This is a genomic window from Pseudoduganella sp. GW821-FHT12E03, from assembly GCF_058807115.1.
In genome coordinates, this window is the sequence record NZ_JBXAQJ010000004.1 from 159,061 (window position 1) to 185,158 (window position 26,098).

Genomic DNA, 26,098 nt, shown 5'->3' on the forward strand with positions numbered 1-26,098 from the left:
GTGATGAGCGGCATCAACCGACCATATTGACGGCAATCCCCGTCCGGGAACCTTTCCACTTGGCGCCCACCGGCCCGCGCGCCTTGCGCGCCCAGTAGCGCCACGATGCACCGCGTCCGGCCAGCCACGCTTCCAACTGGCCGAAACGGTCAAAGCCCCAGAATGGTTCGCCGTCGACCATCACGAACGGCGAACCGAAGACGCCCAGCGCCAGCGCCTGCTGCGTTTCCTGTTTAAACAGCGCCTTCACCTCGCTTGACACCAGCGCGGCGGCCAGCGCTTCTTCAACCACGCCCAGTTCCGCCGCCAGCCGGCACACGGTGGCGGGGTCGGACAGTTGGGTCCGCTCCGAGAAGTACGCCTGGAAACAGCGCTTGGCAAAGCGCACCGCCAGTTCATCGCCATACTGCAGCCGGATCCACAGCATGGCGCGGCCCGGCGCCACCAGCAATTCCGGGAACACGTCCGGCTGGCGGTACGGGATACCGTGCTGGCGCGCCGTGCGGCGGATATCGTGCCGCACATAGTCGCCTTTGACGGGCACCAGCGGCAGCGGTGTGGTGCCGGTGGCTTGCAGCATCGAGGCCAGCATCACCGGATGCCAGCGCACCGTCCGGCCGTGGCGCGCCGCCAGTTCATCGATGCAGGTGGCGGCAAAGTAGCCGTAGGACGACGCGAAATCAAAGTAGAAATCAATCGGTTCCATGCTTACACCGCGCCGAAATCGTCGTTGGACTCCGGCAGCGCCCGCAGGGCTTCGGCAAAGCGCGGGTTGATCAGCAGGAAAAAGGCGACAACGGTAACAAACAAGACCTTGGTCATGATGTGCTCCTTGATTCGCACACCCGTGCGAAATTGGTTTAAAAAAAGCCGCACAACGGGCGCGGCACCGTTCAATCCTGGTACGTAAAACTTTTATAGGTTGAAATCAGGCGGCCATACGCCACGGAAATGCGCTTCAAGGTGGATGGATCGCGCATGAATCGGGCGTCGTGCAGCAAGCCCACAATCAGGCAGTAAATCTCGAACACCAGCTGTTCCGGGTCGGTGTCCGGGCGCAAATGGCCCACCTCCACCGCCTGCAGCACGGTTTTGCGCAGCGAAGCGCGCCAGCGCAGCACGCCCTGCTCGATGCGGTCGCGCAGCGGCCCCGGCAAATCATCGAATTCAAACGCGCCCGCCGTATACAGGCAGCCGGTACGCGGCCCGGTTTCGCAGCAGCGCCGGATCCAGGCCTGGATTTGCACGGTCAGGCGCGGCAAGCCCTGCGCCAATTTCAGCGACGGCAGGAAGATGTCTTGCGCGAAACGGCGGTCATATTCGTCCAGCACGGCTTCCTGCAGCGCTTCGAGCGACCCGACGCGGGAAAACACCCCGCTCTTGCTGATCCCCAGCCGCTTGGAAATCTCGCCCAGCGACACCTTGCCGATGCCTTCGGCGGCCGCCATGTCATAGGCGGCCTGCACGATGGCGGCGTAGGTGGCTTCGCTTTTTGTGGTCGGGGTATCCATGCCAACCACTTTAGCACACCTGTGCGAAACCTGCTAGCCTTCCGTGATCGCGTGGGCCGGGTCGGTCAGCGCCGTGCTTTGCAGGAACAGCGCCGACCAGCCCGGCAAATCGCTGCGCTCGGTGCTCGACAGGCTGCCATCGGGCAGCCAGACGTCCTGGTCGAGCGGCGTCACGGCGGTGGCCGGCGGCACGATCGGCACCGCCGACAGGCGGTTCGAGCCCTGGGCGTCGAGATCGGTGATGGCGCGCACCAGTTCAGCCGCATCGAGCGGCACCGCCGCCAGCGGGATGCCGAGGCGGTCCGCCAGCAACTGGTTGCGGAAACCCAGCACATCGGCCGGACGGCCATCGACCAGGGTTTCATCGAACACGGCCGCCGCCAGCGACGTGTCCCAGCTCAGGCCGCGGCGCGACAAATGCGTGCTGCCGGTCAGCGCATAGGCATCGTCGACCACCACCGAGGTGCTGGCCAGGCGCAGCGCGCGCCCCGCCCCCACACCCGGCGCAAACACCACGAAGCGCGCGCCGGCCGCCGTGCGCGCAGCCGTGATGGCGTCCAGCAGCGACTGGTCGCGCACTTCGCGCAAGCGCTGCGGCGTGCCCGGCGCGGGCTGGCTGGACATGCACAGCACCACGCGCAAGCCGGGACGGGCAGTCATCCGTGCCAGCAGCACTTGCCACAGGCTGACGTTTTCCCCCGACGCCGGGGTCGGATCGCCATCGGCGCAGCGCAGCACCAGGTTGTCGAGCTCCGGTGTTTCCATGTAAATCAAGTCTTCGGCGCGGTTGATGGCGGCCACCAGCGAATACAAGGCTTCGCGTGAACCAAACACGCTGCTCTGGATGCGCCGGTCCAGCGCGCGGCACGCCGCCAGCGCATTGTTGGCGGGCGGATTCTGGTTGCTCAGCCAGGTGCCCAGCTGGCCCGGCGTGGGGCCACCGCCGGGAATGCCGGCCGGCACCGGGATATTGTTATTGAGCCACACATAGAAGGTGTCCAGCACGTTGGTCAGGGTCGGGTAATAGCCATTGTTGCGGATGCTCTGGCACACCAGCGGCAAGCCTTCCACGCCCATGGCGCTGGTGCGCAGCACCGCCACCACGGGACTGGGCGCCGCCACCGGGGCGGCGGCTGGCAGCAAGGTCATCGACGCCTCGGCCACCAGCGCCACTTCCGACTGCAGCAGCAAGCCGCGCAAGGTCGGATCGGCCACGCCCCGGAAGGCGGCAATGCCCAGCCCCGCCGTGCGCTCGCGCACATATTCGCCCGCCGCAATCGCCGCCCCGCCCGTCAGCACGGCGCCCGCGCCATGGACTTCGATCGACGCCGGGACACCGGGATAGCCGAGGAAGTGATTGGCGGCCGGTTCCAGCGCCCATGGCACCGGCGGCGCAGCGCCGATCACGGCCGCCTGCGCCGCTGCGCCCAGCGACGCGCCCACCACTTCCTGCCGGTTCATCAAGCCCAGCGGCAACGATGCGGAACCCGCCTCGGCCGCGCCCCGCCCCAGCAAATGCACGCCATTGCCGGCCAAGGCCAGCACGCCGCCGCCCGGCCCATTCTGGCCCGGCGGCAAATCGCCGGGCTGCGCGCCGGGCGCCGGGACGCTGGGGTGCGCTTTGGCTAGGGGGCGACCGACGCTGTCGGCGCGGTCCGCCGTGGAACCAAACGCCGGTTCCGTCAGCGACAGCAGCGCGGTCGGGTTGGCGGTCAGGTAATTGGCCAGGGTGCCGACCAGGCTGGCCACGCCGATGGTATTGCGGTCCACCAGGATCGCCGGCGCGCCGGGTTGCACCACGTGGGCCCCGGCGGGAATACTGCCCGGCGCCAGCGGCGGCGCCGCGCCCACCAATCCCGTTTCGCACACCACCCAGCCGCCCGCCAGCGCATTGGCCGCCACCGGCGCGCCGCCCAGCGCCGCGGGGCGGTTAAACGGCAGCGCCGCGTAGCGGCGTGTCAGTACCCCGCCGCCCGCCGCCGGGATCACGGCCTGCAAATCAAAGCGCAATTGCCCGACCGGATTGGCCAGGCCGTTCGGCAGCGCCAGCACGGCAAACGCGGTGCCATTCAATCCCACCACGGCGGCGCCGCCCGTCAGGCGGAAATGGTTGCCGGTGGCCAGGTCAAAACCCAGCGGCCAGGCGCGCACATTGGCGCCGGCGCAAGCGGGACCCAGGTTCGTTTCCAGCAGCACCAGTTGGCGGTCGGCCGCCTGGCCGCCGTCGCCCTGCAGCGGCAACACGCGGTACTGGCCCACGGCCAGCACGGCGGGCGGGGTATTGGCCGCATCGGCCAGCGCGGCCGGGAACGGACTGTTGGCCGCCGGGACCGCCGGCACCAGTCCGGCCGGGGCCGACGGCGCGCCCCACGCGGTATCGGTCACGCCGAGCACCAGCCGCGCCGGATTGGCCGCCGCATTGGGCAGCGCCAGCATGGCCGCCGCCACGGCGCCGCTATTGCCGCGCAACACGGGTCCGGCCGACGGCGCCACCGTGATGCGGGTGCTGGGCCGGTTCTGGTCCATTTCGCGCCGCAACTGCCCCGGTCTCAAGGTCCCCGCATCGGGAAAGGCGGGATTGGCCGCCACGTTATCGCTGCGGCGGCGCCGGTAGCCGACCAGGAACGCTTCTTCATCCACCACGGCCACGCGCACGAAGTCGCGCGTCAGGTTGGTGTGCAGCGGCCCGCCCGCCCACAGCGTCACCCCGGCCGCCGCGGGCAGCGCATAGGGGCCGCCCGGCAACACGGCCATCCTCGCCAGCGGCGCATTGTCGGCCGGCGGGTTATACGGCACGGTGGGCGCGCCGCCTGCGGGCGCGGGAACGGAAACAGTCGGCGCGGCCGTGAAATTGACGACAATATTGCCGCCCGCGCCGCCGCCGGCCAGGCTGCCGGTGGGGTTCGGAATCGCCGCACCGCCCACCGACAGGGTCAGGCGCTGCACGTTATTCGTGTCGGCCGTATCGCCATCGACCGCCAGGAACGGCGCGCCCAGCACACCCTCGTGCGGATTGACCAGGTGCGCGGTCAGCCCCGGCGCGAAATTGGCCACGTGCGGCAAACTGGCCGGCGCGCCGGCCGCCGGCACCGGCGCCAGCACGGCGCCCGGCGTGGCCAGGTTGGCGGCCTGGATATTGGGCGCCATCAACTGGAAATTGCCATTGCCGGGCGCGGTTTCACCAATGCCATAGTTGAGCAGCCACGACCACCAGCACGCCACCGCGCCCGGGTCGATGGGCCGGCCGCGCCGGTCAAAGCACCACAAGTCCACCTGCGCCGTCATGTTGGCCGCCAGCGTGTCGGGCGACTGGCCGCCGGGCCGGCGCAAATGCGTCATCGGCAGCGCCATGTTGCCGGTGATATTGACACCGTCGGCCGTCACCAGCCCCACGCAATTCATCCGCTCGAACACATCGTCGCCATCGAGCCCGCCATTGAACATGGCGTCGATAAAGCCGGTGGTCACGCCGCCATTCGGGAACACCATCATGAAGCTGCGCACCTGCGGCCGCGACGGCGCCCCGGCCACCGGCGCCGCCGCGCCCAGCGCGGCGGCGGTCGGCGCGGGCAACAGCGACAAACACTGGTGCAGCCGCTGTTCAACTTCCGGCAGCAGGCGGAACCAGGCCACCAGCCGGGTCTGGCCCGCATAGACGCCATTGGCGGCAAACGGATTGTTGCCGTCGATATTGCGCAAGGTGTCAAGCGCGGGCGGCACGGCGTTGTTTTGCACGTAATACAAGCTGAGATTGCCCGTGGCCGGCGGCAGCCAGTTGGTATTGGTCAACGCGACCGGCACATGCAGCTGGGCCGGCAGGTTGGCCGGCCCCGGCAGGGCGGGCAGGATCGGCATGGCGTTGCCGCCGGTGAACCATGGGCCCAGCACGGGCGCCATGATGCCCAGGGTATTGACGGGCGGCTGGTACAGAGTCGTCATGCGCCTCTCCTAAACGAGGTTGGACAAGGTGGCGTCGCCCGAACGGCCGAGCGGATCGATGACACGCACCGACACGCGCGTCAGCGCGCCGGCCGGCACGGCCTGCGCATCGAACGCTTGCCAAGTTTGCGCCACCGGGTCATAACTGAACGGCAGTTCCAGCTTGCGCGGCCGCGCGCCCTGTTCAATGCGCCAGGCATCGAAACGGAAATTGCCCATCATGGTGCCTTGCAAGGTGTGCGCGGGCGGCGGCGTCACGGTGATGTTCAATCCGCCACCCGTCGGGCTGACGGCCACTTGCTGCACCGGCGGCGGCGCGCCTTTCGGCACCGAGGCCAGCTTGACCGGGCCGCTGGCGTCGCCCCATTCACCGGCCACCAGTACCGGATCGGCGCCGGGCGGCGATTCGCCCTGCACTTCCACCACGAAGCGGTAATTGACCCAGGGCTTCAATGCCTGCGGCGCAACGATGTCGAAACTGTGGCCTTCGTCATTCGATTCCAGGTCACCCGCCTGCAACACGCCCGCGAGCACGGTCGGCATGCGCAGCGGATCGGCGCCCGCCGTCGAGGTGCGGCGCAAGCGCCACGCTGTCGGCGCACTGGCCCCGTGCGGCACGCGCACCCGCAGCACCACGCCATGCTCGACCGGGTTCTTGCCCGGCGCGTTGACCAGCGCCACCAGCGGCTGGCCCGGCCCGCCCACGTTCGGCACGCCAAACGCAAACATGGAACTCTTGGACAACTCCGACAAGCCGCCGCCCGGCCCCTCGGCCACCACGCGGTAGAACACGGCCACATCCAGGCCGGCCGACACCCGGTGCGTGAAATGCACCTTGCCATCGGCGCCCGCATGCAGCGGTTCCGGCGTGATCATTTCGAAATGGTCCCAGCCAAACAGCGTTCGGTTGTCGACCAGTAGTCCGGCGCGGTCGTTGATCAGCGCCAGGCTGCGCACCACGCCGGCCAGCCCGCTGTCGATGCCATTATCGAGCGCTTTCAGCAGGGTCGATTCGGTGCTGGTGTACACGCGGTAACCCACGCCGGCCGCGCCGTTAAAGGCGAATTCGGCGCGCGCATGGCCCATCGCATCGGGCCGCGACGTGTACGTCAGTGGCCGGATAATGACAGGCGCTTCCGGCGGACGCGGATCGACGATGGTTTTCTTGGCCGGATAGGCATCGAGCGATTCGTGGTTCAGCACATCGCGCCAGCGCGCGGTGTAGCTGACCTTGATTTGCTGCGCCGGGTACAGCGCCGGGCCGGTGCGCGTAATGACCAGCAGTTGCTGCGGATGGCCCGGGCTGCTCGAGGGGTCCGGCTCCAGGTGCGCCTTGTTGCCCGGCGCATTCGGCAAGTTGGCCAGGTCATAGTAAGGGCTGACGGCTGGATTGGCGCCAAACGTTTCTTGCAGCACCAATCCGCTCAATGCCGCGCCGCCGGCCGGCAATTCAGCGATGTTCGGCAGCGGAATGCGGATTTCAATGGTCCCCGCCAGCAACCCGGCCGGCGGATCGGCCGGCGGCGGCGCGAACACGGGTGGCGATGGGAAGATCAGCAGCGCGGGGCGCATCGGCGCCGTGCGCGCCTTGGCCGGCGCCGTGCGCTTGCCCCAGCCCGACCAGCGGCCGAACCAGTCGCCCTTGGCCATGCGGTAGTCGATCGCGCCGGGCGCGCCATTGCGGTCTTCCATGCGCGCCTCTCCCGCCTCGGCCGGATCTTCCGGCTGCGACACCACCCACGGCAGCGGCGTACCGGGCGGCGCGGCATTGCTGCCGAAAGCCATGCGCTTGCCGTTGGCAAAGGCGTGCAAGGTGCGCTCGCCATATTGGTCATGCGCGGCCACGGCGGCCACGGCCGGCGCCTGGAACCCCTTGGCCAGCAGGCGCAGCGCGCGCCGGACCTTCGGCGGCGGCGGTGTGCTGAGCCAGCCACGGTCATCGCACGACGCAATCACGGGCGCAGCCATGCCTTGCGGCGGATAACCGGCAAAGGCCACCGCGCACTGCGTCAAGTCGAGGTAGGGAATGTCTTCCGCCGGCGGGATCTTGAACTGATCCAGTTCCGGAAACTGGGCCAGCGCATCGGCCCGGCCTGCGCGCAGCGCGCCGAGGAAGGACATCGCCTCGGCCGGCGTCCAGGCCGCGCTGTTCCAGCGGAACAGGCCACGGATGCGGTACAGCACCAGCGAACCGGCCGGTGCTTTCGCATCGCGGTCGACATCGCCCAGGCCCAGCAAGTGGCCCAGGTCCGGATCGATGGAACTGGCCAGCAGCGATGTTTCAATCCCCACACCCAGGTTGCCGGGCTGGGACCCGGCGGCCTGGCTGGTGATCGGCCGCTGGTCGCGCAAGGACCAGGTGGGCGACGACAAGTCGTGCAGCAGGGACTTCAGCCAGGTATCGATGCGCGGGCGCACCTGCGCCACGCGCTGCGCCGCATCAAAGCCACCGGCCGCCGGCGCCGAAGCCGGACTGGCGGCCGTGTACGCCACGTACATGGGCTGGCGCAGCACGGCCGCGCGGTCGACACGGTGGCCTGCTTCCGCCACCGCGTTGGCGGGCGGCGTATAGCGCGGCGCCGGGGTGACCGGCAAGCTCCACCATTCCCACAGCCGCGCTTCGTCATGGCGCTGCACGGTGGTCGCATCGATCCAGCGGATGCCCGCCACATAGCCATTGCCGCGCACCCGCACGCGCGGAATGAACCAGTGGCACAACGCGTAGGGTTCCCGGCTGACCGCCTGGATCACGGTCGGCCCGTGTTCCGTGTCGGCCAGCGCTTCGAACACCAGGCCTTCGGCCAGCGTGGCCAGGCTCGCGCCAGCCAGTGTGCCGGCGCCAAGGGTGGTGACGGTGGCGCGGGTGGCATTGGCCAGCGTGCCGGTGCTGGCAGCGGTGGCAGCAGTGACCGCGGCGACGCGCGGCACCGGGATGGGCGCCGTGGTCGGCTTCGGTGCCGGCGCGATGGTCGGTGCGGTGGTCGGTGCGGTGGTCGGCCCCGCGGTCGGCGCCAGGGTCGGCCTTGGAATCGGCGCCAGGGTTGGCGCCGTCGTCGGTGCAAAGGTCGGCGCGGTGGTCGGCGCCGAGGTGGGCTCCGTCGTGCCGCGCACCTGCAGCCGCGCCCAGATCACGTCCGGTTCGCTGAAATAGCCATACACGGGATTGTCCGGCGTGACCGTGAAGGGCAGCGTCAAGGTATTGCCCTGGCTGTCGATCCAGGTCACGCCATCATTGCGCGCTATTTGCTCGACCATGCTGGCGCTGATGATGGTGCGCGTGACCATCAGCGGCGTGGCGGGCACACCGAGACGCGGCGATGGCAGGCAGCGCACGTGGATGCCGGGTGGCAGGTGGCTGTCGCCAACGCCGTCGATGGCGCCGGCGATCCAGGCCCATGCGGGAGCGAGAGTGCTCATACGGACTTCTCCTTCATCACAATTCAAGCGCCACGGTGGCGGGACGGTTGAAGATCTGTACCTTGCCGGACGCGCCGGCGGCGCCATGCTCGCGGAACTTCAGCTCGATATCGAACAGGCGGCTGGTCAGCGCCGGCCGTGGCGCCGAGGCGCCTGCCACGAACAGCACACGGGTGCCGGCAACGTTGCGCACCGCTTCCTTCAAAGAGCTGCCCAGCTTGGAGCGCGACGAACTCCATTGCGGCTGGCCGTTGACGATGGTTTGCGTATCGTCGGTGCGGAACACTTCCAGCGAACCGATTTCCAGGCGCGGCTTCGGCTCCGGCTCATTGAGGGCGCCGGTGCGCATGCCAGCGCGCCATACCGGTTCGTCGGCTTCCAGCAGCACGCCGGCGATTTCCCATGGCGTGGCCTGCAAACCGGTCTGGCGCCAGATCACCGTCGTGCGCGGCGCCGGCGGCAGCGGCCACGGGTCCATGCCGCAATCGCGCAACGCCTCGTCGAGCGCGGCGTCCGACACCAGCGGCTCACTTTGCGCCGCATACTTGGCTTGCAGGTTAAAGCTGGTAATCGCGTCGTTGGGCGTATCGCCATCCGGGACCGGATCGAAGCCCAGCGCGCGCAGCATGCCGGTCGGGTTGTGGTAGCGCGAGGTGCGGAAATGGCTGCGCGCCACCAGCACTTCTTTCACACTGCTGTCGCCCGGCTTGACGGTATTGAGCAGCAAATCGTATTCGCTGTTCGGCGCCAGGTCCGCGATCACGGTGACCTTGGACGCGCCGCTGCCGGGATTGACGTTCAGGCACGGCAGCGCATCGAGCACTTCCTGCACCTGCGCATCGACCACGGTCCAGGCATCGGTGGTCACTTGCCACAGCGGGTTGTCGGGCAGGTAGCCCGGCAGCGCCGGATCGTCGCGCGTCACATCCAGGACGTGGCGGCCGCCGTCGACGTGCAGGGTGTAGCCATGCAGCGAACCGGCCGGCGGACGCGTATGGTAGACCTTGACCTTCAATTCGCGGCCATCGTACTTGGCCACCAGCGAACGCAAATGGTCGACGCGGAACCAGAAGCCGACCGGGTCGTCGAGGAAGTGCGGCGGATCTTCATGGGTCGGCGACGCGTGCGTGATATAGCGCGCCAGCCCACGCGGATCGAAACTGCGCTCGTCGAAGCCGGGGCCGCCCTGCGCCGGGTCCATGTCCAAGGTGGTGGTCTGGGCCGATGGCAAGGCGTTCGGATCGGTCACGCCAAAGGCCGCCGTATCGAACGTGAATTCTTCCGTGCCGCCCGCCAGCCAGCCGTTGGCCGATGGCGATGGTGGATCGTCGCCGGGGTCGGCCGCCTGCCAGCCCTGGTATTCCCACGTGACGCGCACCTTGTAGCTGCTGGCGGCATCGAGCGCGGTATCCTTGCCCGGTTCATTGTCCAGCTGGTTCTGGGTCTGGTCCTGCACCCAGGCGATCAAGCCATCCTGGAAGGCCTGGTCGTCCTGCTGCGCCTGCCACGCTTCCTGCGTCAGGCCGCACAGCGCCACCAGGCTGACATTGCCCTTGTACCACGGCGCCACTTCGATCCGGGTCCAGGCCTTGCCATCCTGGCGCGGCGGCAGCTTGTAGCGGTACACGCGGCATGGCAGGCGGGTGGTTTCCTTGAACGGCACCGGTTCGCCCTGCAACGCCAGCACACCGGTCTGTTCATCGATGGCGGTGACCAGCAGCGCCGGAGCGGCGTCCACCGCCACCAGGTCATACAGCGACAGCGGCGTGGTGCGCACCGTTTGCGCGCCCCAGCACACCGTGTGCAGCAGCGGTGGTTGTTTCGCCTCCAGGTTCAAGTCGAGCAGGATTTGCGCGATGCCCGCGTGGCGGATGGTCAGCCACTGGCGGCCCGGCCCCTGGCTTTGCACGCGCGCCAGCACCTTGCCCGTCGCATCGAGCGCCACCAGCATGACCCAGCCGGGGTTGGTGCTGGTGGTCGGGCTGAGCTCGGGCGTGACTTCAGCCGACACTTCATCGACCGGCGCCGCCAGGTGCATCCCGGCCACGCGGCCCAGCAGGATCGCATACCACTCGCTCCCATCCTTCCGGCCCAGCATCCTGCCTTCGTATTTGGCGCCGGACGCGCCGGCGAAGCTGCTGTACTCGCCGTCTTTCTCCGGCATGCGGTCGCACACGCGTCCCGGCTCGGTGGATCCCGCCGGTTCGCCAGCCGAACCCCAGCACACCGCGTACACCAGCACCGGCAACAAGCCCATGGTGGCTTCCAGCCGGATCGCCATGATGCCCTGCGCCGGCAACGCCAGCCACTGGCGGCCCGGATCGCGCGTCTGCACGCGGCCCACGATCACGCCATTGGCGTCGAACGCCGTCAGCAACACGGAATCCTTGCCCGGATCGAGGTTGACCGACACTTCATCCACGGCCCCGGACGCGTGCCTGCCCAACAGCGCGCTGTGCAGGCGCACCAGGCGCTCGCCGCCTTGCGCCACGCATTCCATCTTGCCTTCATAGATGGCGCTGGAAGCGCCCGTGAAGGTGGTGATCCACGCATCGCGGGCCGGCATGGTGTCGCATACGCGGCGCGTCGGCGGCGGCAGCGCTCCGCGCTCGGTACACACTTGCAGCAGCAATTCGCCCTCCAGCAGGGTCTTCGACAAATCGAAAGCCAGCGGTGCCGTGCACGCCATGGCGCCCTGCTTGCGGAAGGCCGGGAAGCGCCAGCCCTGGGTGATCGCCATGCCTTCATGCACGATGGTGCCGGCCAGCGCGGCCACCGCGCCCGGCGCATAGTTAAAGCCGGCGGCGGAACCGAGCGCGATCAGTTCGCCCAGGGTGTGGTGGCTGTCGAGTTTGGCCACCGCCTTGAATTTGCTCGGATATGGCGTGTTGGCCGGCGGTACCGCGTGGAAGGCGCCGAAACCGGCATAGCTCCACACGCGGTCCATGCCGAGGGCGCACGACGGTACCGCCGCAGGACGCGGGTCGCACAATTCGCCAAAGGTGCTGGCGGGGTTGCCCGGCACGTTCAGCGATTCCGGCGTCAGCCAGCGCGCCCACGGCGCCGGATCGATGGTCCACAAGCCCAGTTCGCGGCCCTCTTCGCTGCTGGGCGGAATCCCCTGCGGCGCCGCTTCGATCAGCGCCTTGCGGTGCGTCGGCAGCCACCACGCGGACGGATAGTTGCCACCGGCCGCCTGCCACTGCGCGCCATCCCACTTCTGCAGTTCGACCTTGGTGATGCGGTACGCGTATTTGAGCTGGTTGGAGCCGCTCCACGCGGTCAGCGCGGCCGGCGCCGGCACTTCGCGCGTGAAGGTCGCCCCCGGATCGGTGTCGGCCACGTAGTGCGTGAACTTCAGCACGCCGACCGTGTCGGGCCAGACCACCGGCGCCGCCCCGCCGCCATTGACGGCAGCCTTGCCCTTGACCACCGCCAGGTGGTCGACCAGGTCCATGCCGGAAATCGGCGCGGCCGGTTTCGGGATGCCCGATTGCGAACTGTTGCCGATCTCGATATCGACGCAGCCGGAAATCTCGAACAGCCAGCAATCGATCGAGGCGCAGAAGTGGCCCTTGGCATACGGGTCCTTGCCTTCTTCCACGCGGAAGTACAGCCAGCCATCGACGTCCAGGGTGATCACGACCAGGTCCAGCGAACCGGCCACGCCGGCCGCGCCCGCGCACAGCAGCGGCTTGGTGCCCAGGCCGACCACCAGGAAGGCGGAAATCTCGAGCGAGAACGGATCGGCTTCCCAGCGCAGATCGAAACCGGCGCCAAAGCCGATCGAGAAGCCGTCGAAATCGAGCGGCGGAATATTGGCCCAGGAGGGAATCAGGGTGCCGCCCAGTTGCTTCATTTCGCGCTCTTCGAACATCAGGAAAGCCCAGGCCTTCACGTCGAGCACTTCAGGGAACAGCACGATGGTGACCGGATCGCCGGCGCGGCCCGGGCCGTTGTCGCTGCCGACGCGGATGTACCAGGCCTGGTTGCTGCCCGCCAGCGGGAAGTACGCTGAAATCGGCACCTTCAATTCCAGGATTTTCGGAATCTTGTACGTGGTGCGCACCGCCACCATCAGCGCATCCGGCTCGATCACCACCATGCCGAGGATGCGGGTCGACGACCCGTTATTGCCGCCTTGCGCCGTGGCCTGGCCCTTGCGCTGCGTGATCAGGTGGGCGTCGATGCTGAACACCACCGAAATGTCCGGGAAGCCCAGGGTCAGCGCGCCTTCCGCGTTGAAGCTGAAGCCGCCGTCCGGCAAGGTGCCGATCACGGCGCCCACGCCAAACGCGAACTGGCCCGACAGGCGTTTGTATTTTTTATCGGGCTGCAAGCCATACCATTGCAGCTGGCGCTCCACCGGGTCCGCGTGCGGGCATGCCGACAGGTCGCGCGTGCCGTTGGCGACAAAGCGGCCCATGAAGCCGAACAAGCCGAAACCGGTGCCGCCCAGCGGAATGCCGACCGGCAGCTGGATGCCAACTTCGACCGACACGAAATCCTTGTCGACCGCCAGCGCGCCATAGGCCGACAGCTTGGCGGGAATGACTTCCAGCGCCAGCATGGCGCGGAATGCGCCGCCATCGCCGATCGTCACCGAGCCCTTGCCGTTCAAGGTGTTCGGCACTTCCACCACGGCCGTCAGGCCGCGCAATTCCACCGCGGATTTGTCCGGCGTGCTTTCGAAACGCATGCGGATCACGGCGCCTTCCAGGCGGATCACGCCCAGGTCGATGGCGAATTCGAGGTCGAATTCCATCCAGTCGGAACCGTTGCCGAGGCGGCTGGCCGCCACGCGGATCAAGTCGCCCAGCGGACCGCCCAGGGTCCAGGTGCCCGGGTCGACCACCTGCACCGACAAGTCTTTCATGCACAAGCTGATGTCCTGCAGCCCGCCGGTATTGTTCCCGTCGAACATAATGCCGACGCCCTTGTAGGCCAGCTTCAAATTGCCCGCCACGATGAACACGCCGGGAATGCCGGTCTTGATGCGCAAATCCACCGTGTAATCGGTGGTGGCGGCCGCGTGCGGCGCGCCATTCCACTTGTACGACAGCGTGAATTTCTCGAACACCACGCTGCCGTGGTGGTCGCCCGGTCCGGCATCCTTGTTGATAAACAGGCCGATCACGGCGCCCGCCGCGATGCACGCCAGGCCGCCGACGAAATCGCCCGCTTCGGAACCGGTGATGTCCGCCTCATCGAGCTTGGCCGCCAGCGCGGGGCCGAACGCCAGGCCGCTGGCCCAGACATCGCTGATCAGTTGCAGCTTGCCATACGGGATGCTGAGCGCGCCGGTGGCTTCGGTCTGGCCGGTGCTGGCGTCATAGGCCCAATTGAGCAGCACTTCCCAGTAATCGGGGCCGCCCGGCTGGGTTGACGCCAGCGCCGGCTGCTGGCCGCCGACGGCCGGCAAGTTGGTGTCGGTGGGACGCCAGCGTACCTTGGCTTCGGCCAGGGTCGGAATGAAATCAGCGGGACCGGTGGCGGACGGGCTGTCCCAGCGCACCTTGACGGTCACGCGGTAATCGTTTTGCGCATTGCTTGGCGTGGTCGTGACGATCTGCGTGATCGGGCCATCGGCGCCCGGCACCAGCATGGTCACGCGCGAACTGCGGCCATCCGGTCCCGGCACGGGCGGCTGCGGTTGCTGGCCCGCTTCGATCGCGAACACTTCGGCGCAACGGTAGCCGGCGCGGTCCAGGTCCGCCTTGGCCAGCGCATGCTGGCCGCTCTGGATATTGTCGGTGGCGTCGCGGGTCCAGTCGTGGCGCCACACGGGCGTGCCATTGGCGCCGGTTTGCAGGTAGGGCTGGCCATCGGGCGCATTCCCCGGCGGCAGCGCCAGGCGGCGCGTGTCGATCATGCGCTGCGGCGCGCCTTGCAGCACGGTGGGCCAGTTCACCGGCGCTTCGGTTTCGCGCCGGCCCATGACGCGGGCCGGATCATTGACGACGGCCAGCACGGCGGCCATGGCGCGTTCCTTGCGCTGGTCCGCCAGTTCATTATTCTTTTGCTCGTTGGTGTTCTGATTCGCGCCGTACCACAGGTCGTCGGTGCGGCCCACCACATAGTATTTACGGTCAACGCCCGGATTGGCCGCTTCCAGTCCGGCGATCCAGGCCGCGATCTGCTGTTCCAGGGTGGCGCCCGGCGGACCATTGCGGCCCTGGAAATTGATCGCCATCGGATAGGCGAGCGCCTGGTGCTTTTGCAGGCTCTGTCCCGGCGGCGCGGCCGTGACGTTTTCATCTTCATTCTTGACGCCGATCGGCGTGGATTCGCCGTATTCGTACAGCACCTGCACCGTGCGCGTGACGAACACCTGGGTGGGCGGCACGGGCACGGGCGTGTTGTCGCCGGACGGCACCAGCACTTCGACTTCGGCATCGGTGCCCTGCTGGGTGGTGACCTTGGCGCCGGCCAGGGTGGCGGGCACCGGTGCGGTCGAGCGGGCGCCGGTGGTGTGGTATTCGCGCGCCAGGAAGGTGTCGCTGACGCGGGTTGGCTGCAAGGGCGCCGGCTCGCCCTCCAGCGATACCAGGCCGGGCGAGCTTGCCGCGGCGCTGTCCTGGTGGCCGATGGCCAGCGGACCGGCCGGCGTCACATCGATGCGGATGCGGCGCACGCCTTGCGTGTCGCCCGGTTCGCCATTGTCATCGGTGACCAGCAACTCGAACGGCCCGCTGCCATTGGGCAGCCCGGCCAGCGTGAAGGTGGACGCGGAGCGCGCCAGCACCGGCACGCTGCCGCCACCCAGGGTCCAGCGCACCGCAATGGCCTGGCTGCGCGTTTGCAGCGCCACCTGCCGCAGCAAATGCGCCGGACCGCGCAAATGCAGCACATTGTGGCGCAGCGGGCCGCCATTGGCGGTGGCGTCGATAACCGGCGGCTCGCCGCTGGCGCTGCCGCTCTGGCGCGGGAAGGTCACCGTGATTTGCTGCAGCTCGGTCTGGCCCGAGGGAATCGCGCTCGGCAGGCTCGGCTGCTGCGCAGGCTGGCCCACCAGGGTGGCGTCCACCACGCGCAGGCGGTAGCGCAGCACGGCGTCGGTCGGCGCGTCGAACCAGGGCGTGATCTCGCTGTTGCCTTCGATGCCGCCGGGGATTTCCCACCAGACGCCGATCACTTTCATGTCGGCCACGCCACCGCCGATGGTTTCATTGAGCTTGAACTTGGCCCGCACCCGCTGCAATTGCGCCTGCGGCCCGGTCGGCACGGCATAGGCGTACAGCGGCGGATTGGCTTGCACTGACACGCCGGTCAAGGTGCCGGCGTCAAGCTGCTCGACCGTCAGGTACGTGTTGAGCTGTTGCGGAAAATCCTTGCTGAAATCGGCCGCGATCTCGCCCTGCATGCCGAAGGGGGCGCCCACCAGCAAATCGCGCCCGCCGATGGTCATGTTGTCGACCAGCGGGGTATTGAGTGGCAGGAAAAAGGTCAGTTCCTTGAGCGAAATGCCCATGAAGCTTTCATCCTTGCCGCGCGCTTCGATTTCCGCCGGGGTGAAGGTGGGCGACACGTCGGCCACCAACGTATCGAGCTTGAAGCCGAATTGCGAATTGCCGATCACGGCCGTGTTCGGCTGCATATTGGCGCGCACCACGCCGCCGGACGGCGCGTTCGGGTCGAGCGGGTCCGGCGCATCCATCAATTGCACCAGGGTGCCGGCCGCGTTGCCGCTGATGCGCAACACGCACGACGCCTGCAAGGTGACGCGGCGCGCCGCCGGCGGGCCGCCCGCCGCTTGCAGCGACGGCGTTTTCATCGGATCGCTGCTATTGATGGTGGCCGCGTTCAAGCCGGGCAATATCACGGACACCGGGTTGACCTTGATGTCGAGCGCCCATTGCACGGGGATGTCTTCCTGCACAAAGCCGCCCGGCGCCGGGGCGCCGCCCGAGGTGGCCGGGAACGGCGCCGCGCGGGTGACGGACAGGCGGAACGGCAAGCCGGTGGCGACGCCGGGTACGCTGAGAATCCAGTTGGCCGTGTTCAGGTCGAACTGGTCGGCGATCGATTGCAGGGTGCCTTCATGCAGGTAAAAGCCGGGACTGGCGGTCGAGCGATGGTCGACAATGTTGAGCGCGGCGACTTGTTCAAGGATGCCGTCAGGAACGATGGGCGCCAGGCCCGTCGTCATCGGCAACAAGTCCAGTATGTTCATCCCCCTGCGAACGCTCATGGCATCTCCCCGACTGATCAGTAGATGCCATCATGCATTAAAAATAATGAAAAAACTATCACATTGCAACAACACAAACATTGTGAAATGCAAGCGACTCGGCATTGATCGAGATTGCATACTGTCTTGATAGCGACACGTCCCGCCAGGCTTTAATTGTTAAATTTTGGCAACAGCCAGCATGAATAATTGCTATTTGTTTAGCAGGATAGTTGGCGCAGTTTACCGATATCGAGGATTTCAATCCCGCCCCGCACCAGCGCGATCGCGTGCTGCGCCTCGAATTGCTTGAGGATCTGATTGACGGTCTGGCGCGACAGCGACAGCATCAGCGCCAGTTGTTCCTGCGGCACGTGCAGTGTGCGGCGGTTGCGGTCTTTCCAGTCGCCGTAGCCTTCGGCCATGGTCACCAGGCGCCGGGCCAGCCGGGCTGACGCCGGCAGCAGCGCGGTTTCTTCCATCACGGTGAAGGTCAGCCGCAATTTATGCGTCAGCAGCAGCGCCAACGCGCGCCAGTGCACAGGCTGCGCCGCCAGCAACGCCAGCAACGGTTCCTGCGGCACATGTAGCAAGGTCACATCGCCTTCGGCCCACGCATCATGGGTGCGGGGCTGGCCGTCGAACAACGCGATTTCGCCAAACCAGTGCGGCGGTTCCATCAGCGCCAGCACGGCTTCCTTGCCTGATGCCGACAAGCCGCCGACACGTATCGCGCCATCGACCATGCAATACAAGCCATCGGGCGCATCGCCCCGCGCAAACAGGCGCCGGCCACCGCGAAGGCGGCGCAATTGCGCCAGCGCCAGCAACTGGTCTTGTAGCGCCGGCTCCAGCGCCTGGAACCAGCCGCCTGTGCGCAGCAGCGCGGCATAGTCGGTCGGTGTGTTCATCAAGCCATTCTACGGCTTGTGTCGGCTACCCGACAGCGTCGCCGCGCGCCGCCGCGCATGATGCGGCTTCCCCCTTTGGAGACACCGATGAAAACCATCACAGAACAATTGTCGAAGTACGCCGAATACCACCGCGACATGCGCAACATTGCCACGCATTTCATCGGCATTCCCATGATCGTGGCGGCCGTGGCGATCCTGCTGTCGCGCCCCGCGTTGTATGCCGGCGGCCTCACGCTATCCCTCGCGGCCTTGCTGACCGTTGCGGCGGTGGCGTATTACTTCCTGCTGGACGCGGGCTTCGGCGTCATCATGGCAGCGCTGATGGGCGCGGCTTTGTGGCTGGGCCAATGGAGCGCCGCGCAAGACACGGCCACTTGGCTGATGCTGGGTGTGGGCGGCTTTGTCGTGGGCTGGATCTTCCAGTTTGTCGGCCATTATTTCGAAGGCCGCAAACCCGCGTTTGTCGATGACCTCAGCGGGCTGATCATCGGCCCGCTGTTCGTGGTGGCGGAACTCTTGTTCCTGCTGGGCCTGTACAAAGGACTGGAAGCGGAGATCGTGCGCCGCGCCGGGGCATTGCGCAGCGCGGGTTAATCATTCCGCGCCGCATATGCATGCCAAATTCACACCGGGCCTGGACTAAATCAGCATAGCCGGCCGATAGTCGTTAACCGGGGTGAACGTTTTCGATATGATCGAAAACTTTCATCGTCGGCCTGGCGCCGCTGCGACTATATGATGGGTTATCCGTTTTCCACCGCACTGCTTTCCGTTCTTATCGTTCTGTTCGCTCCGCTTCCCTGCTACGGACAGTGGTTTCAATATGCTTGGGCGGAACACACGCTGCCCAACGGGATGGTGTTTCCCAAAGCCGCCATCTTGCTGCCGGTTAAACTCAACGGTATACATTGCGCGATGCAGCTTGATACCGGCGCCGGCATGAGCTCACTCTATCGCCATGCGTTGCCAAAGCCGCTGACGGCAGCGCAACCACTGAATCAGCTTGAGAAAATTGACATTAATCGCTTTGAAATAGGGGCCGAGGTCTCAACACGCACCCTGCCATTGATGTATCCGGCGGCCACTGGCGAACCGCCAGCCGGCTGCGACGGCGTGGCTGGCACCGTCGGCAGCGATTTCTTGCGCGGCAACAGTCTGACGCTGGATCTTCCGCTGGCCCGTTTCAGGATTCAGCGCGGCGGCGGGCATATTGACACCATCGGCCTGGCGCGTCATGTGATCCCGATGGCCCTGCTGGATACCGGCGATGGCGGCGTGGTGCCGGTGTTGGATGCGAAGTTAAAGGACGGAACGCCGATAAAGCTGTTGCTCGATACCGGCAGTGCGCCGGCGGGCCTCATTGTTTTCCTGGAACGTCGCTGGCTCCAGCTGGTTGGCCTGGATTCGCTGCAACAAGCGCATGCTTTTTCCAGCGTGCGCTGGGGACGGCCCATCACTTGCTATACCGCGCAATTGACGCAAGCGCTCACCTTGGCGGACATGACGATTGCCAAGGGCGAGAGCGCCATGCACTGCGCCGATCCGGCGGATCCCGCGCAAGAACAAAATCTGCTGTTTGGCTTGATCGGTTTGGCCCCCTTCCTGGACAGCCGCGTCACCCTCGATTATGAGTCCCGGCAACTGGTTATTGCGTCGCCGCGTCGCGAATAGTGGCGTTTGGCAAGGTGCTGTTGAAAAAAAAATGCGCCCTGGGGATTACCCCGGGCGCATTCTTGATATGTCAATACAACAGCTTAGTTCAGCAACTTAGTTAGCCAAACGCTGTTCAATCGCCGCCTTGGTGTCCACCAGTTCTTGCGGCAGGTGGTAGGCCAGCTTGTCAAACAGTTCCGCGTGCAGTTTCAATTCTTCCAGCCATGCCGCCTTGTCGATCGACGTGATCTGGTTGAACTGTTCTTGCGTGAAGTTCAGGCCGTCCCAGTTCAGGTCGGTGAATTCCGGCGTGGTGCCGAACACGTTTTCCACACCGCCCGCCTTGCCTTCGATACGGTCCAGCATCCACTTCAGCACGCGCATGTTGTCGCCGAAGCCAGGCCACACGAACTTGCCTTCCGCATCGGTACGGAACCAGTTGACGCAGTAGATTTTCGGCGCGGCGGCGCCGATTTTCTCGCCCAGGTTCAGCCAGTGCTGGAAGTAGTCGCTCATGTTGTAGCCCATGAACGGCAGCATCGCGAATGGATCGCGGCGCACCACGCCCTGCTGGCCGGCGGCCGCGGCGGTGGTTTCCGAACCCATGGTGGCGGCCATGTACACGCCTTCCACCCAGTTGCGCGCTTCGGTCACCAGTGGCACGGTGGTGGAACGGCGGCCGCCGAAGATGAAGGCCGAGATCGGCACGCCGGCCGGATCGTCCCAGGCCGGATCGATCACGGGATTCTGGGTTGCCGCCACGGTGAAGCGGGCGTTCGGGTGGGCGGCCTTGGTGCCGGACGCCGGGGTCCAGTCCTTGCCTTGCCAGTCGATCAGGTGCGCAGGCGCTTCCTTGGTCAAGCCTTCCCACCATACGTCGCCGTCATCGGTCAGCGCCACGTTGGTGAAGATGGTGTCTTCGCCCAGGCAAGCCATGCAGTTCGAGTTGGTCTTGGTGTTGGTGCCCGGCGCCACGCCGAAGTAGCCGGCTTCCGGGTTGATCGCGTACAGGCGGCCATCGGCGCCCGGCTTGATCCACGCAATGTCGTCGCCAATGGTGGTGACTTTCCAGCCGTTGAACGATGCCGGCGGGATCAGCATGGCGAAGTTGGTCTTGCCGCATGCCGACGGGAACGCCGCCGCGACATAGTGCTTCTTGCCTTCCGGCGATTCCACGCCCAGGATCAGCATGTGTTCGGCCAGCCAGCCTTTGCCACCTTGCTGCGCTTCCTGGAAGCCCATGTTGGAGGCGATGCGCAGCGCGAAACACTTCTTGCCCAGCAGCGCATTGCCGCCGTAGCCGGAACCGTAGGACCAGATTTCACGGGTTTCAGGGAAATGCACGATGTACTTGGTGCTGTTGCATGGCCATGGCACATCCTGTTGATCGGCAGCCAGCGGCGCGCCCACGGTGTGTACGCATGGCACGTAGTCGCCGTTGGCACCCAGCACGTCGTACACGGCCTTGCCCATGCGCGTCATGATGCGCATGTTGACGGCAACGTATGGCGAATCCGACAGTTCCACGCCGATGTGCGCGATTGGCGAACCCAGCGGGCCCATCGAGAATGGCACCACGTACAGGGTGCGGCCAGCCATACAGCCGTCGAACAGGCCGTTCAGGGTGGTGCGCATTTCAGCCGGCGCCATCCAGTTGTTGGTCGGGCCGGCGGCTTCCTTGGTTTGCGAGCAAATATAGGTGCGGTCTTCCACGCGGGCCACGTCGGTCGGGTCCGAGCAGGCCAGGTACGAGTTCGGGCGTTTTTCCGGATTCAGCTTTTTCATGGTGCCGGCGGCAACCATTTCTGCGCACAGGCGGTCGTATTCTTCCTTCGAGCCATCGCACCAGTAGATGCGGGCCGGACGGGTCAGCGCGGCGGTTTCCGCGACCCAGTTAATAAGACCTTGATGTTTGACGTAAGCTGGGACGTTCAGGGCTGCAACGCCACCCATGATGGGCTGATTCATAGTACCTCCAATGCCAATAAAGAAATTCTTTGTCTTGTCCCGGCACGGCAGGATCGTCGTCAGCTTTTGGCTATGCGCTCAGGAAGGCATTGCGATAATGCTTCGGCGGTACGGCGGTCTTGTCGGTGCGCCCGGAAAAAAATCACAGGCGCCCAGTCCATATTATGCATCCGGACTGATGGAACGTATTGCGCAGACCCGCTGTTGGGCCTGAAATCTGCGCCGATTGTACACCCGTCTTCAGGCGATTCCGACAGAAATGTAGGAGAATTGGTTGACTGATGTAGTAGGCTATTTGGATGATTTTTGAATCCTGTTATTACACTACGAAATGATGTTTCTTCTCTGTCAACACATATGAAAATTGCCATCCTCGACGATTACCAAGATGCAACTCGTAGCCTGGAATGCATGAAGTTGCTCGAAGGACACGATGTCAAAGTCTTCAATAATTCCCCCAAAGGCATCGGCCAATTGGCCGCCCGGCTGGCGCCGTTCGCGGCGCTGGTCCTGATCCGCGAACGTACGGCCCTCAACCGCGCACTGCTGTCCAAATTGCCCAACTTGAAACTGATTTCACAGACCGGCAAGGTCAGCGGGCATATCGATGTGGCGGCCGCCACGGAGTTGGGTATCGCCATTGCGGAAGGGGTCGGTTCCCCCACCGCGCCGGCCGAGCTGACCTGGACCCTGATCATGGCCGCGCAGCGCAAGATCGTGCCGTACGCGATCCAGCTGAAAGCCGGCCACTGGCAAACCTCGTCGTCGCTGCCGGAATACAACACGGTGGGCACGGTACTGAAAAACCGCACCCTGGCGATCTGGGGCTACGGCAAAATCGGCAAGCTCATTGCCGGCTATGCGAAAGCATTCGGCATGCAAGTGCTGGTGTGGGGCAGCCCGGCCAGCCGGGAAGCGGCCGTGGCAGATGGCTGCCAGGCCGCCGATACGCGCGAACAGTTTTTTGAACAGGCCGATGTGCTGACGCTGCATTTGCGGCTGATGGATGCCACGCGCGGCATTGTCACCACGGACGATTTGCAGCGCATGAAACCCACCGCCCTGTTCGTCAACACCAGCCGCGCGGAACTGGTGGCGGAAGGGGCGCTGGAAGCGTCGCTGCGCGCGGGCCGTCCGGGGGCGGCGGCACTGGATGTGTTTGAACAGGAACCGCTGGCGCCCGATTCAATCTTGCTGAAAGTGCCCAACGTGCTGGCCACGCCACACCTGGGCTACGTCGAGCGGGACAGCTATGAACTGTATTTCAACGCGGCGTTCCAGAACGTGCTGGCGTTTGCGCGGGGCGAACCGGCCAACATACTGAACCCCGCCTACGCCAAGCATGTCACACCTGGGGTCAGACCCCAGGGTGTGACATCCGGGAGGGATTAGCCGAAGCGGACGGCGTACACCGGCGGCATGTTTTGTGAAATCGTGCGCCAGTAATCGCCGCCATTGGTGGACAGCCACACGCTGCCGGTGGTGGACGCCATCAGCAAGGTCTTGCCATCGTCCGCCACCACCAGGCCGTGGCGGTACATCAAGTCGTAGCAATGCTCTTGCGGCAAACCGTTGCGCTGCACGGTAAAGTTCTGGCCGCCGTCGGTGGTGCGGGTGGTGGCCAGCGCGGCATCGACCGGGATGCGCTGCTGGTCCGCCACACCGGGCGCGAACCAGGCGGTTTCGCCATCGCGCGGATGTACCGCCACGCCGAATCCAAAACTCGACAGCGGCGCGATGACTTCGGTCCACTGCGCACAATTGTCGATCGAGCGCCAGATGCCGCTGTGATGCTGGCACCACAGCTTGTCCGGTTCCGCCGCACAGCGCACGATGCGGTGCGGGTCTTGCGCGACTTCCTGGTCCATCATGTCGGGCGGCATATAACGCGCCAGCATGCCCTTGGCCCGCAATGCCCATGTGGCGCCGCCATCGGTGGTCAGCCAGGCGCCGGCGCACGAAATGCCGATCAGCACGCTGCGGCTGTCGCGCGGGTCCACGCAAATGCTGTGGATGCCGGGCGTGTCATACCCGCCGCCAAACCACTCCGGACGCCCCGGCATATTCCACAGCGAGTCGACCAGTTGCCAGGTATCGCCCCGGTCGTTCGAGCGGAACAGGCCGCCTGGCAAGGTGCCGGCCCACAACACGCCCGGCTCATCGGCGCCACCGGTTTCCAGCGACCAGATCTGCTTGAGTTTCCACTCGGTTTTATCGGTGCTGTCGGCCGGCTTTTCCGGATACACCGGGACACCCACTTCCGTCCAGTCGGTGGCGCCCGGATCGCGCCGGTGCAATTTCGCGCCGAAATGTCCCAGGTTCAGCGCGGCATACAAGGTACCGTCACGCGCATCCGGCAACACCATGCTGACCGGCTCGCCCAGGAAATGGCGCCCATCGATTTCCCATTCACCATTTTTCTGCGCCAGTTCGAACAAGCCTTTGCGGGTCGCGATGTACGCGCGGTCTGTCATGTCAACCTCCGGATAATGCCTGCAAGATATAGATTCGGGACTCGGGCCGCAGCGGGTCATCGAGCAACACCCGGTCGCGGCTGCGCTTGCCATCAATAAAAATCACGACGTTCTCCCGCAAATGTCCCTGGTCATCGAGCACGTACGCGCGCAAGCGGGCGTTATCGGCAAATGCGCCGTCGAGCGCAGTGCGCAAGTCCGGCGCCTGGGTCGATAATTCCGGCACCGGCAAAAACCGCGCGAGTTGTTGGGTGAAGATAATTTGCGCCAAGGTAAGTCTCCCTGCGGGAAATTCTAGCGCGGTTTGCGCCGGCTTAGCGCTAAAATGAAATCACGGCAACTCTGAAAGCCACACATGGCAATCACCCCGGAAGACTTGCAAGCCTTGATGCAGGAAGTCGAGCAGGAAGACCCGATCGATTTTGCCGACTTGCCATTCGACGAACATGAATTGCGCGGCCTGGTGGCCAACCACCTGTGCGAAATGGCCGACGCCATGGAATCGTTCAGCGAAGAAGACCGGCGCCTGACGTTATTGGCGGTAGCAGCCAAGCTGGTGCTGGAAAATATGGTGTTACATATCCAGCTGTTGCGCCGCCACGGCTTGCCGATGAGTGACACCGCGAACGCGCTGTTGAGCCGTCTGCGCGAGGGCAAACAGCCGGGTGATGGTGACAGTGGCGGCGCAGCCTGACGCCGTCAGGGAATCCGGCGCGCGGCTGGCACGTTCAGCACCACATCGGTTTCCGCCACCGCCACGCACGGCAAGATCAAGCCTTCCTGCTTTTCTTCGCGGCTGACGCCGGGCCATTCGACCAGGTAGCGCACCGTGCCACTGTCGAGCTTGCACAGGCAGGTGCGGCAGGTGCCGTTGCGGCACGAACTGGGCAGGCGGATGCCGCCCCGCTCCGCCGCCTTCAACAAGGTGGTGGCGCCGTCGGTGTCAAAGGTCCAGCCTTGCGACGCCAGCGTGGCCCGCATCGCCGCCAGCCTTATTGCACCTTGCACGCGGTGCGCGCCTGCGCCAGGCGCACGTCCCGGCGCGCATCGACGTCCGCCGACTGGCCGGCGCTGAGCAACTGGTCGACTTCTTCCCTCGGCAAGCTGTCATAGTAATTCTTGGCGACGCACTCGCAATACTTGGGCACCAGTTTCAGGTTTTTCGGCGCGCCGGGGCCGGTATTGCCGCCCCGGATGCAATGACTGCGCTCGACCTGCTTCAAGCCGTCCAGGCGGGGATCGGAAGCGGCGTACGCACCGATGGCAAACAGCGCCAGCAAGGCGCCCATGGTCCAGGTTTTCATCTTGGCTTACTCCTTCACTGGCGCGGACGCCGGTGGTTGTTCCGGTTCCGGCTCGGGCTCCGCGCCTTCCGGCAGCGGTGGCGGCGGTATTTTTTCTTCCGGCATGTGGCGCCATTTTCCCGCGTTTTGCAGCATGGTGCGCAAGCCCGGCAGGGGGAAGCCGGCGTTGTACGCGCGCTGCGCATACTTGTTGGCCAGCTCGTAATTATTCAGTTTGAAATACGCGAGGCCGAGGTTGTACTGGATCACGGCATTCCTGCCATCGAGTTCCACCGCCCGCACGTACATTTCCACCGCCTTGTCGTTCAGTCCCAGGCCATACAGGAAGCCGGCATAGGCCGCATAGACCGCGGCATCGTCCGGCGCAAAGCGCTGGGCGCGGTCGTAATAGCACTCCACCGGAAACCGCATGCCCGGCAACCTGGCGCGCTTTTCCTTCAGCGCCAGCCGCGTCAATGCATTCAATGCGGGTGCATGGTTGGGGAAGGCCGCCAGCGTGGCTTCCAGCGCACTGACGGCCGCCATGCCGACGGCGCCGCTTTCCACGTCCGGTGAAAATGACGACCGTTCGACTTGCGCCAGCCTGGCGGCAAATTCCGTCCTGCCTTTACGGTAATCCGACAACGCGGCAGGCTCTTCCAGCATGCCGCAAATTTTGGGCGCAGCCAGCGCCGGAGCGGCTGCCGTGGCCAACAGGCACACAGCCGCCAGCGCAGGTAGACATTTCATGGGATCTCCAAATGTTTCC

At 65.7% G+C, this 26,098-nt stretch carries 16 protein-coding genes; 4 read left to right on the top strand and 12 right to left on the bottom strand.

The genetic code is table 11. From position 1 onward, the window contains the following. Positions 1-13: 13 nt before the first annotated feature. The 6 genes from AC1RRC_RS11630 to AC1RRC_RS11655 all read right to left on the bottom strand — a co-directional run bounded on the left by AC1RRC_RS11630 (position 14) and on the right by AC1RRC_RS11655 (position 17,948). On the bottom strand, positions 14-706 hold the full coding sequence (locus AC1RRC_RS11630; protein WP_493055630.1) for a 2-hydroxychromene-2-carboxylate isomerase: 693 nt from the start codon (positions 704-706) through the stop codon (positions 14-16). Positions 707-893: 187 nt separating this feature from the next. Beyond that, a complete protein-coding gene (locus AC1RRC_RS11635) occupies positions 894-1,511 on the bottom strand; it encodes a TetR/AcrR family transcriptional regulator (protein WP_493055631.1) in 618 nt (205 codons plus the stop codon). 33 nt (positions 1,512-1,544) lie between these two features. Further along, positions 1,545-5,450, bottom strand: coding sequence for a phospholipase D-like domain-containing protein (locus AC1RRC_RS11640; RefSeq protein WP_493055632.1), 3,906 nt, complete (start codon positions 5,448-5,450; stop codon positions 1,545-1,547). 9 nt (positions 5,451-5,459) lie between these two features. Continuing rightward, positions 5,460-8,867 (bottom strand): hypothetical protein, encoded by a 3,408-nt coding sequence (locus tag AC1RRC_RS11645; protein WP_493055633.1) that lies wholly within the window; start codon positions 8,865-8,867, stop codon positions 5,460-5,462. A 16-nt stretch (positions 8,868-8,883) separates the two neighbouring features. Continuing rightward, positions 8,884-17,058 (bottom strand): hypothetical protein, encoded by an 8,175-nt coding sequence (locus tag AC1RRC_RS11650; protein ID WP_493055634.1) that lies wholly within the window; start codon positions 17,056-17,058, stop codon positions 8,884-8,886. A 200-nt stretch (positions 17,059-17,258) separates the two neighbouring features. Continuing rightward, positions 17,259-17,948 (bottom strand): Crp/Fnr family transcriptional regulator, encoded by a 690-nt coding sequence (locus AC1RRC_RS11655; protein ID WP_493055635.1) that lies wholly within the window; start codon positions 17,946-17,948, stop codon positions 17,259-17,261. 87 nt (positions 17,949-18,035) lie between these two features. Between AC1RRC_RS11655 and AC1RRC_RS11660 the strand changes: the two genes are divergently transcribed. Further along, positions 18,036-18,545 carry an Mpo1 family 2-hydroxy fatty acid dioxygenase gene (locus AC1RRC_RS11660; protein ID WP_493055636.1) on the top strand — a complete coding sequence of 170 codons (510 nt, stop codon included), beginning with the start codon at positions 18,036-18,038 and terminating at the stop codon, positions 18,543-18,545. Between the two features lie 141 nt (positions 18,546-18,686). After that, positions 18,687-19,622 carry a hypothetical protein gene (locus AC1RRC_RS11665; protein ID WP_493055637.1) on the top strand — a complete coding sequence of 312 codons (936 nt, stop codon included), beginning with the start codon at positions 18,687-18,689 and terminating at the stop codon, positions 19,620-19,622. 96 nt (positions 19,623-19,718) lie between these two features. Here AC1RRC_RS11665 and AC1RRC_RS11670 read toward each other — a convergent pair whose 3' ends face one another. Continuing rightward, positions 19,719-21,572 carry a phosphoenolpyruvate carboxykinase (GTP) gene (locus tag AC1RRC_RS11670; protein WP_493055638.1) on the bottom strand — a complete coding sequence of 618 codons (1,854 nt, stop codon included), beginning with the start codon at positions 21,570-21,572 and terminating at the stop codon, positions 19,719-19,721. A 357-nt stretch (positions 21,573-21,929) separates the two neighbouring features. On the opposite strand from AC1RRC_RS11670, the gene AC1RRC_RS11675 reads away from it, so the two are divergent. Continuing rightward, positions 21,930-22,964: a D-2-hydroxyacid dehydrogenase family protein gene (locus AC1RRC_RS11675; RefSeq protein WP_493055639.1), complete on the top strand. Its 1,035-nt coding sequence runs from the start codon at positions 21,930-21,932 to the stop codon at positions 22,962-22,964. On the opposite strand, the gene AC1RRC_RS11680 is transcribed toward AC1RRC_RS11675, so the two are convergent. Together AC1RRC_RS11680 and AC1RRC_RS11685 are read right to left on the bottom strand one after the other, a co-directional pair. Beyond that, positions 22,961-24,046, bottom strand: coding sequence for a WD40/YVTN/BNR-like repeat-containing protein (locus tag AC1RRC_RS11680; RefSeq protein ID WP_493055640.1), 1,086 nt, complete (start codon positions 24,044-24,046; stop codon positions 22,961-22,963). The genes AC1RRC_RS11675 and AC1RRC_RS11680 overlap by 4 nt on opposite strands. 1 nt (position 24,047) lies before the next feature. Next, positions 24,048-24,317 carry a ubiquitin family protein gene (locus tag AC1RRC_RS11685; protein ID WP_493055641.1) on the bottom strand — a complete coding sequence of 90 codons (270 nt, stop codon included), beginning with the start codon at positions 24,315-24,317 and terminating at the stop codon, positions 24,048-24,050. Between the two features lie 84 nt (positions 24,318-24,401). Between AC1RRC_RS11685 and AC1RRC_RS11690 the strand changes: the two genes are divergently transcribed. Then, positions 24,402-24,740, top strand: coding sequence for a hypothetical protein (locus AC1RRC_RS11690; protein ID WP_493055642.1), 339 nt, complete (start codon positions 24,402-24,404; stop codon positions 24,738-24,740). A gap of 5 nt (positions 24,741-24,745) precedes the next feature. Here AC1RRC_RS11690 and AC1RRC_RS11695 read toward each other — a convergent pair whose 3' ends face one another. From AC1RRC_RS11695 to AC1RRC_RS11705, 3 genes are read right to left on the bottom strand one after another with little or no spacing between them, the layout of a single operon-like run. Next, positions 24,746-25,027, bottom strand: coding sequence for a 2Fe-2S iron-sulfur cluster-binding protein (locus tag AC1RRC_RS11695; RefSeq protein ID WP_493055991.1), 282 nt, complete (start codon positions 25,025-25,027; stop codon positions 24,746-24,748). An 11-nt stretch (positions 25,028-25,038) separates the two neighbouring features. Continuing rightward, positions 25,039-25,350 carry a hypothetical protein gene (locus tag AC1RRC_RS11700; RefSeq protein ID WP_493055643.1) on the bottom strand — a complete coding sequence of 104 codons (312 nt, stop codon included), beginning with the start codon at positions 25,348-25,350 and terminating at the stop codon, positions 25,039-25,041. Between the two features lie 6 nt (positions 25,351-25,356). Then, on the bottom strand, positions 25,357-26,079 hold the full coding sequence (locus AC1RRC_RS11705) for a tetratricopeptide repeat protein (RefSeq protein WP_493055644.1): 723 nt from the start codon (positions 26,077-26,079) through the stop codon (positions 25,357-25,359). Between the last annotated feature and the right edge of the window lie 19 nt (positions 26,080-26,098).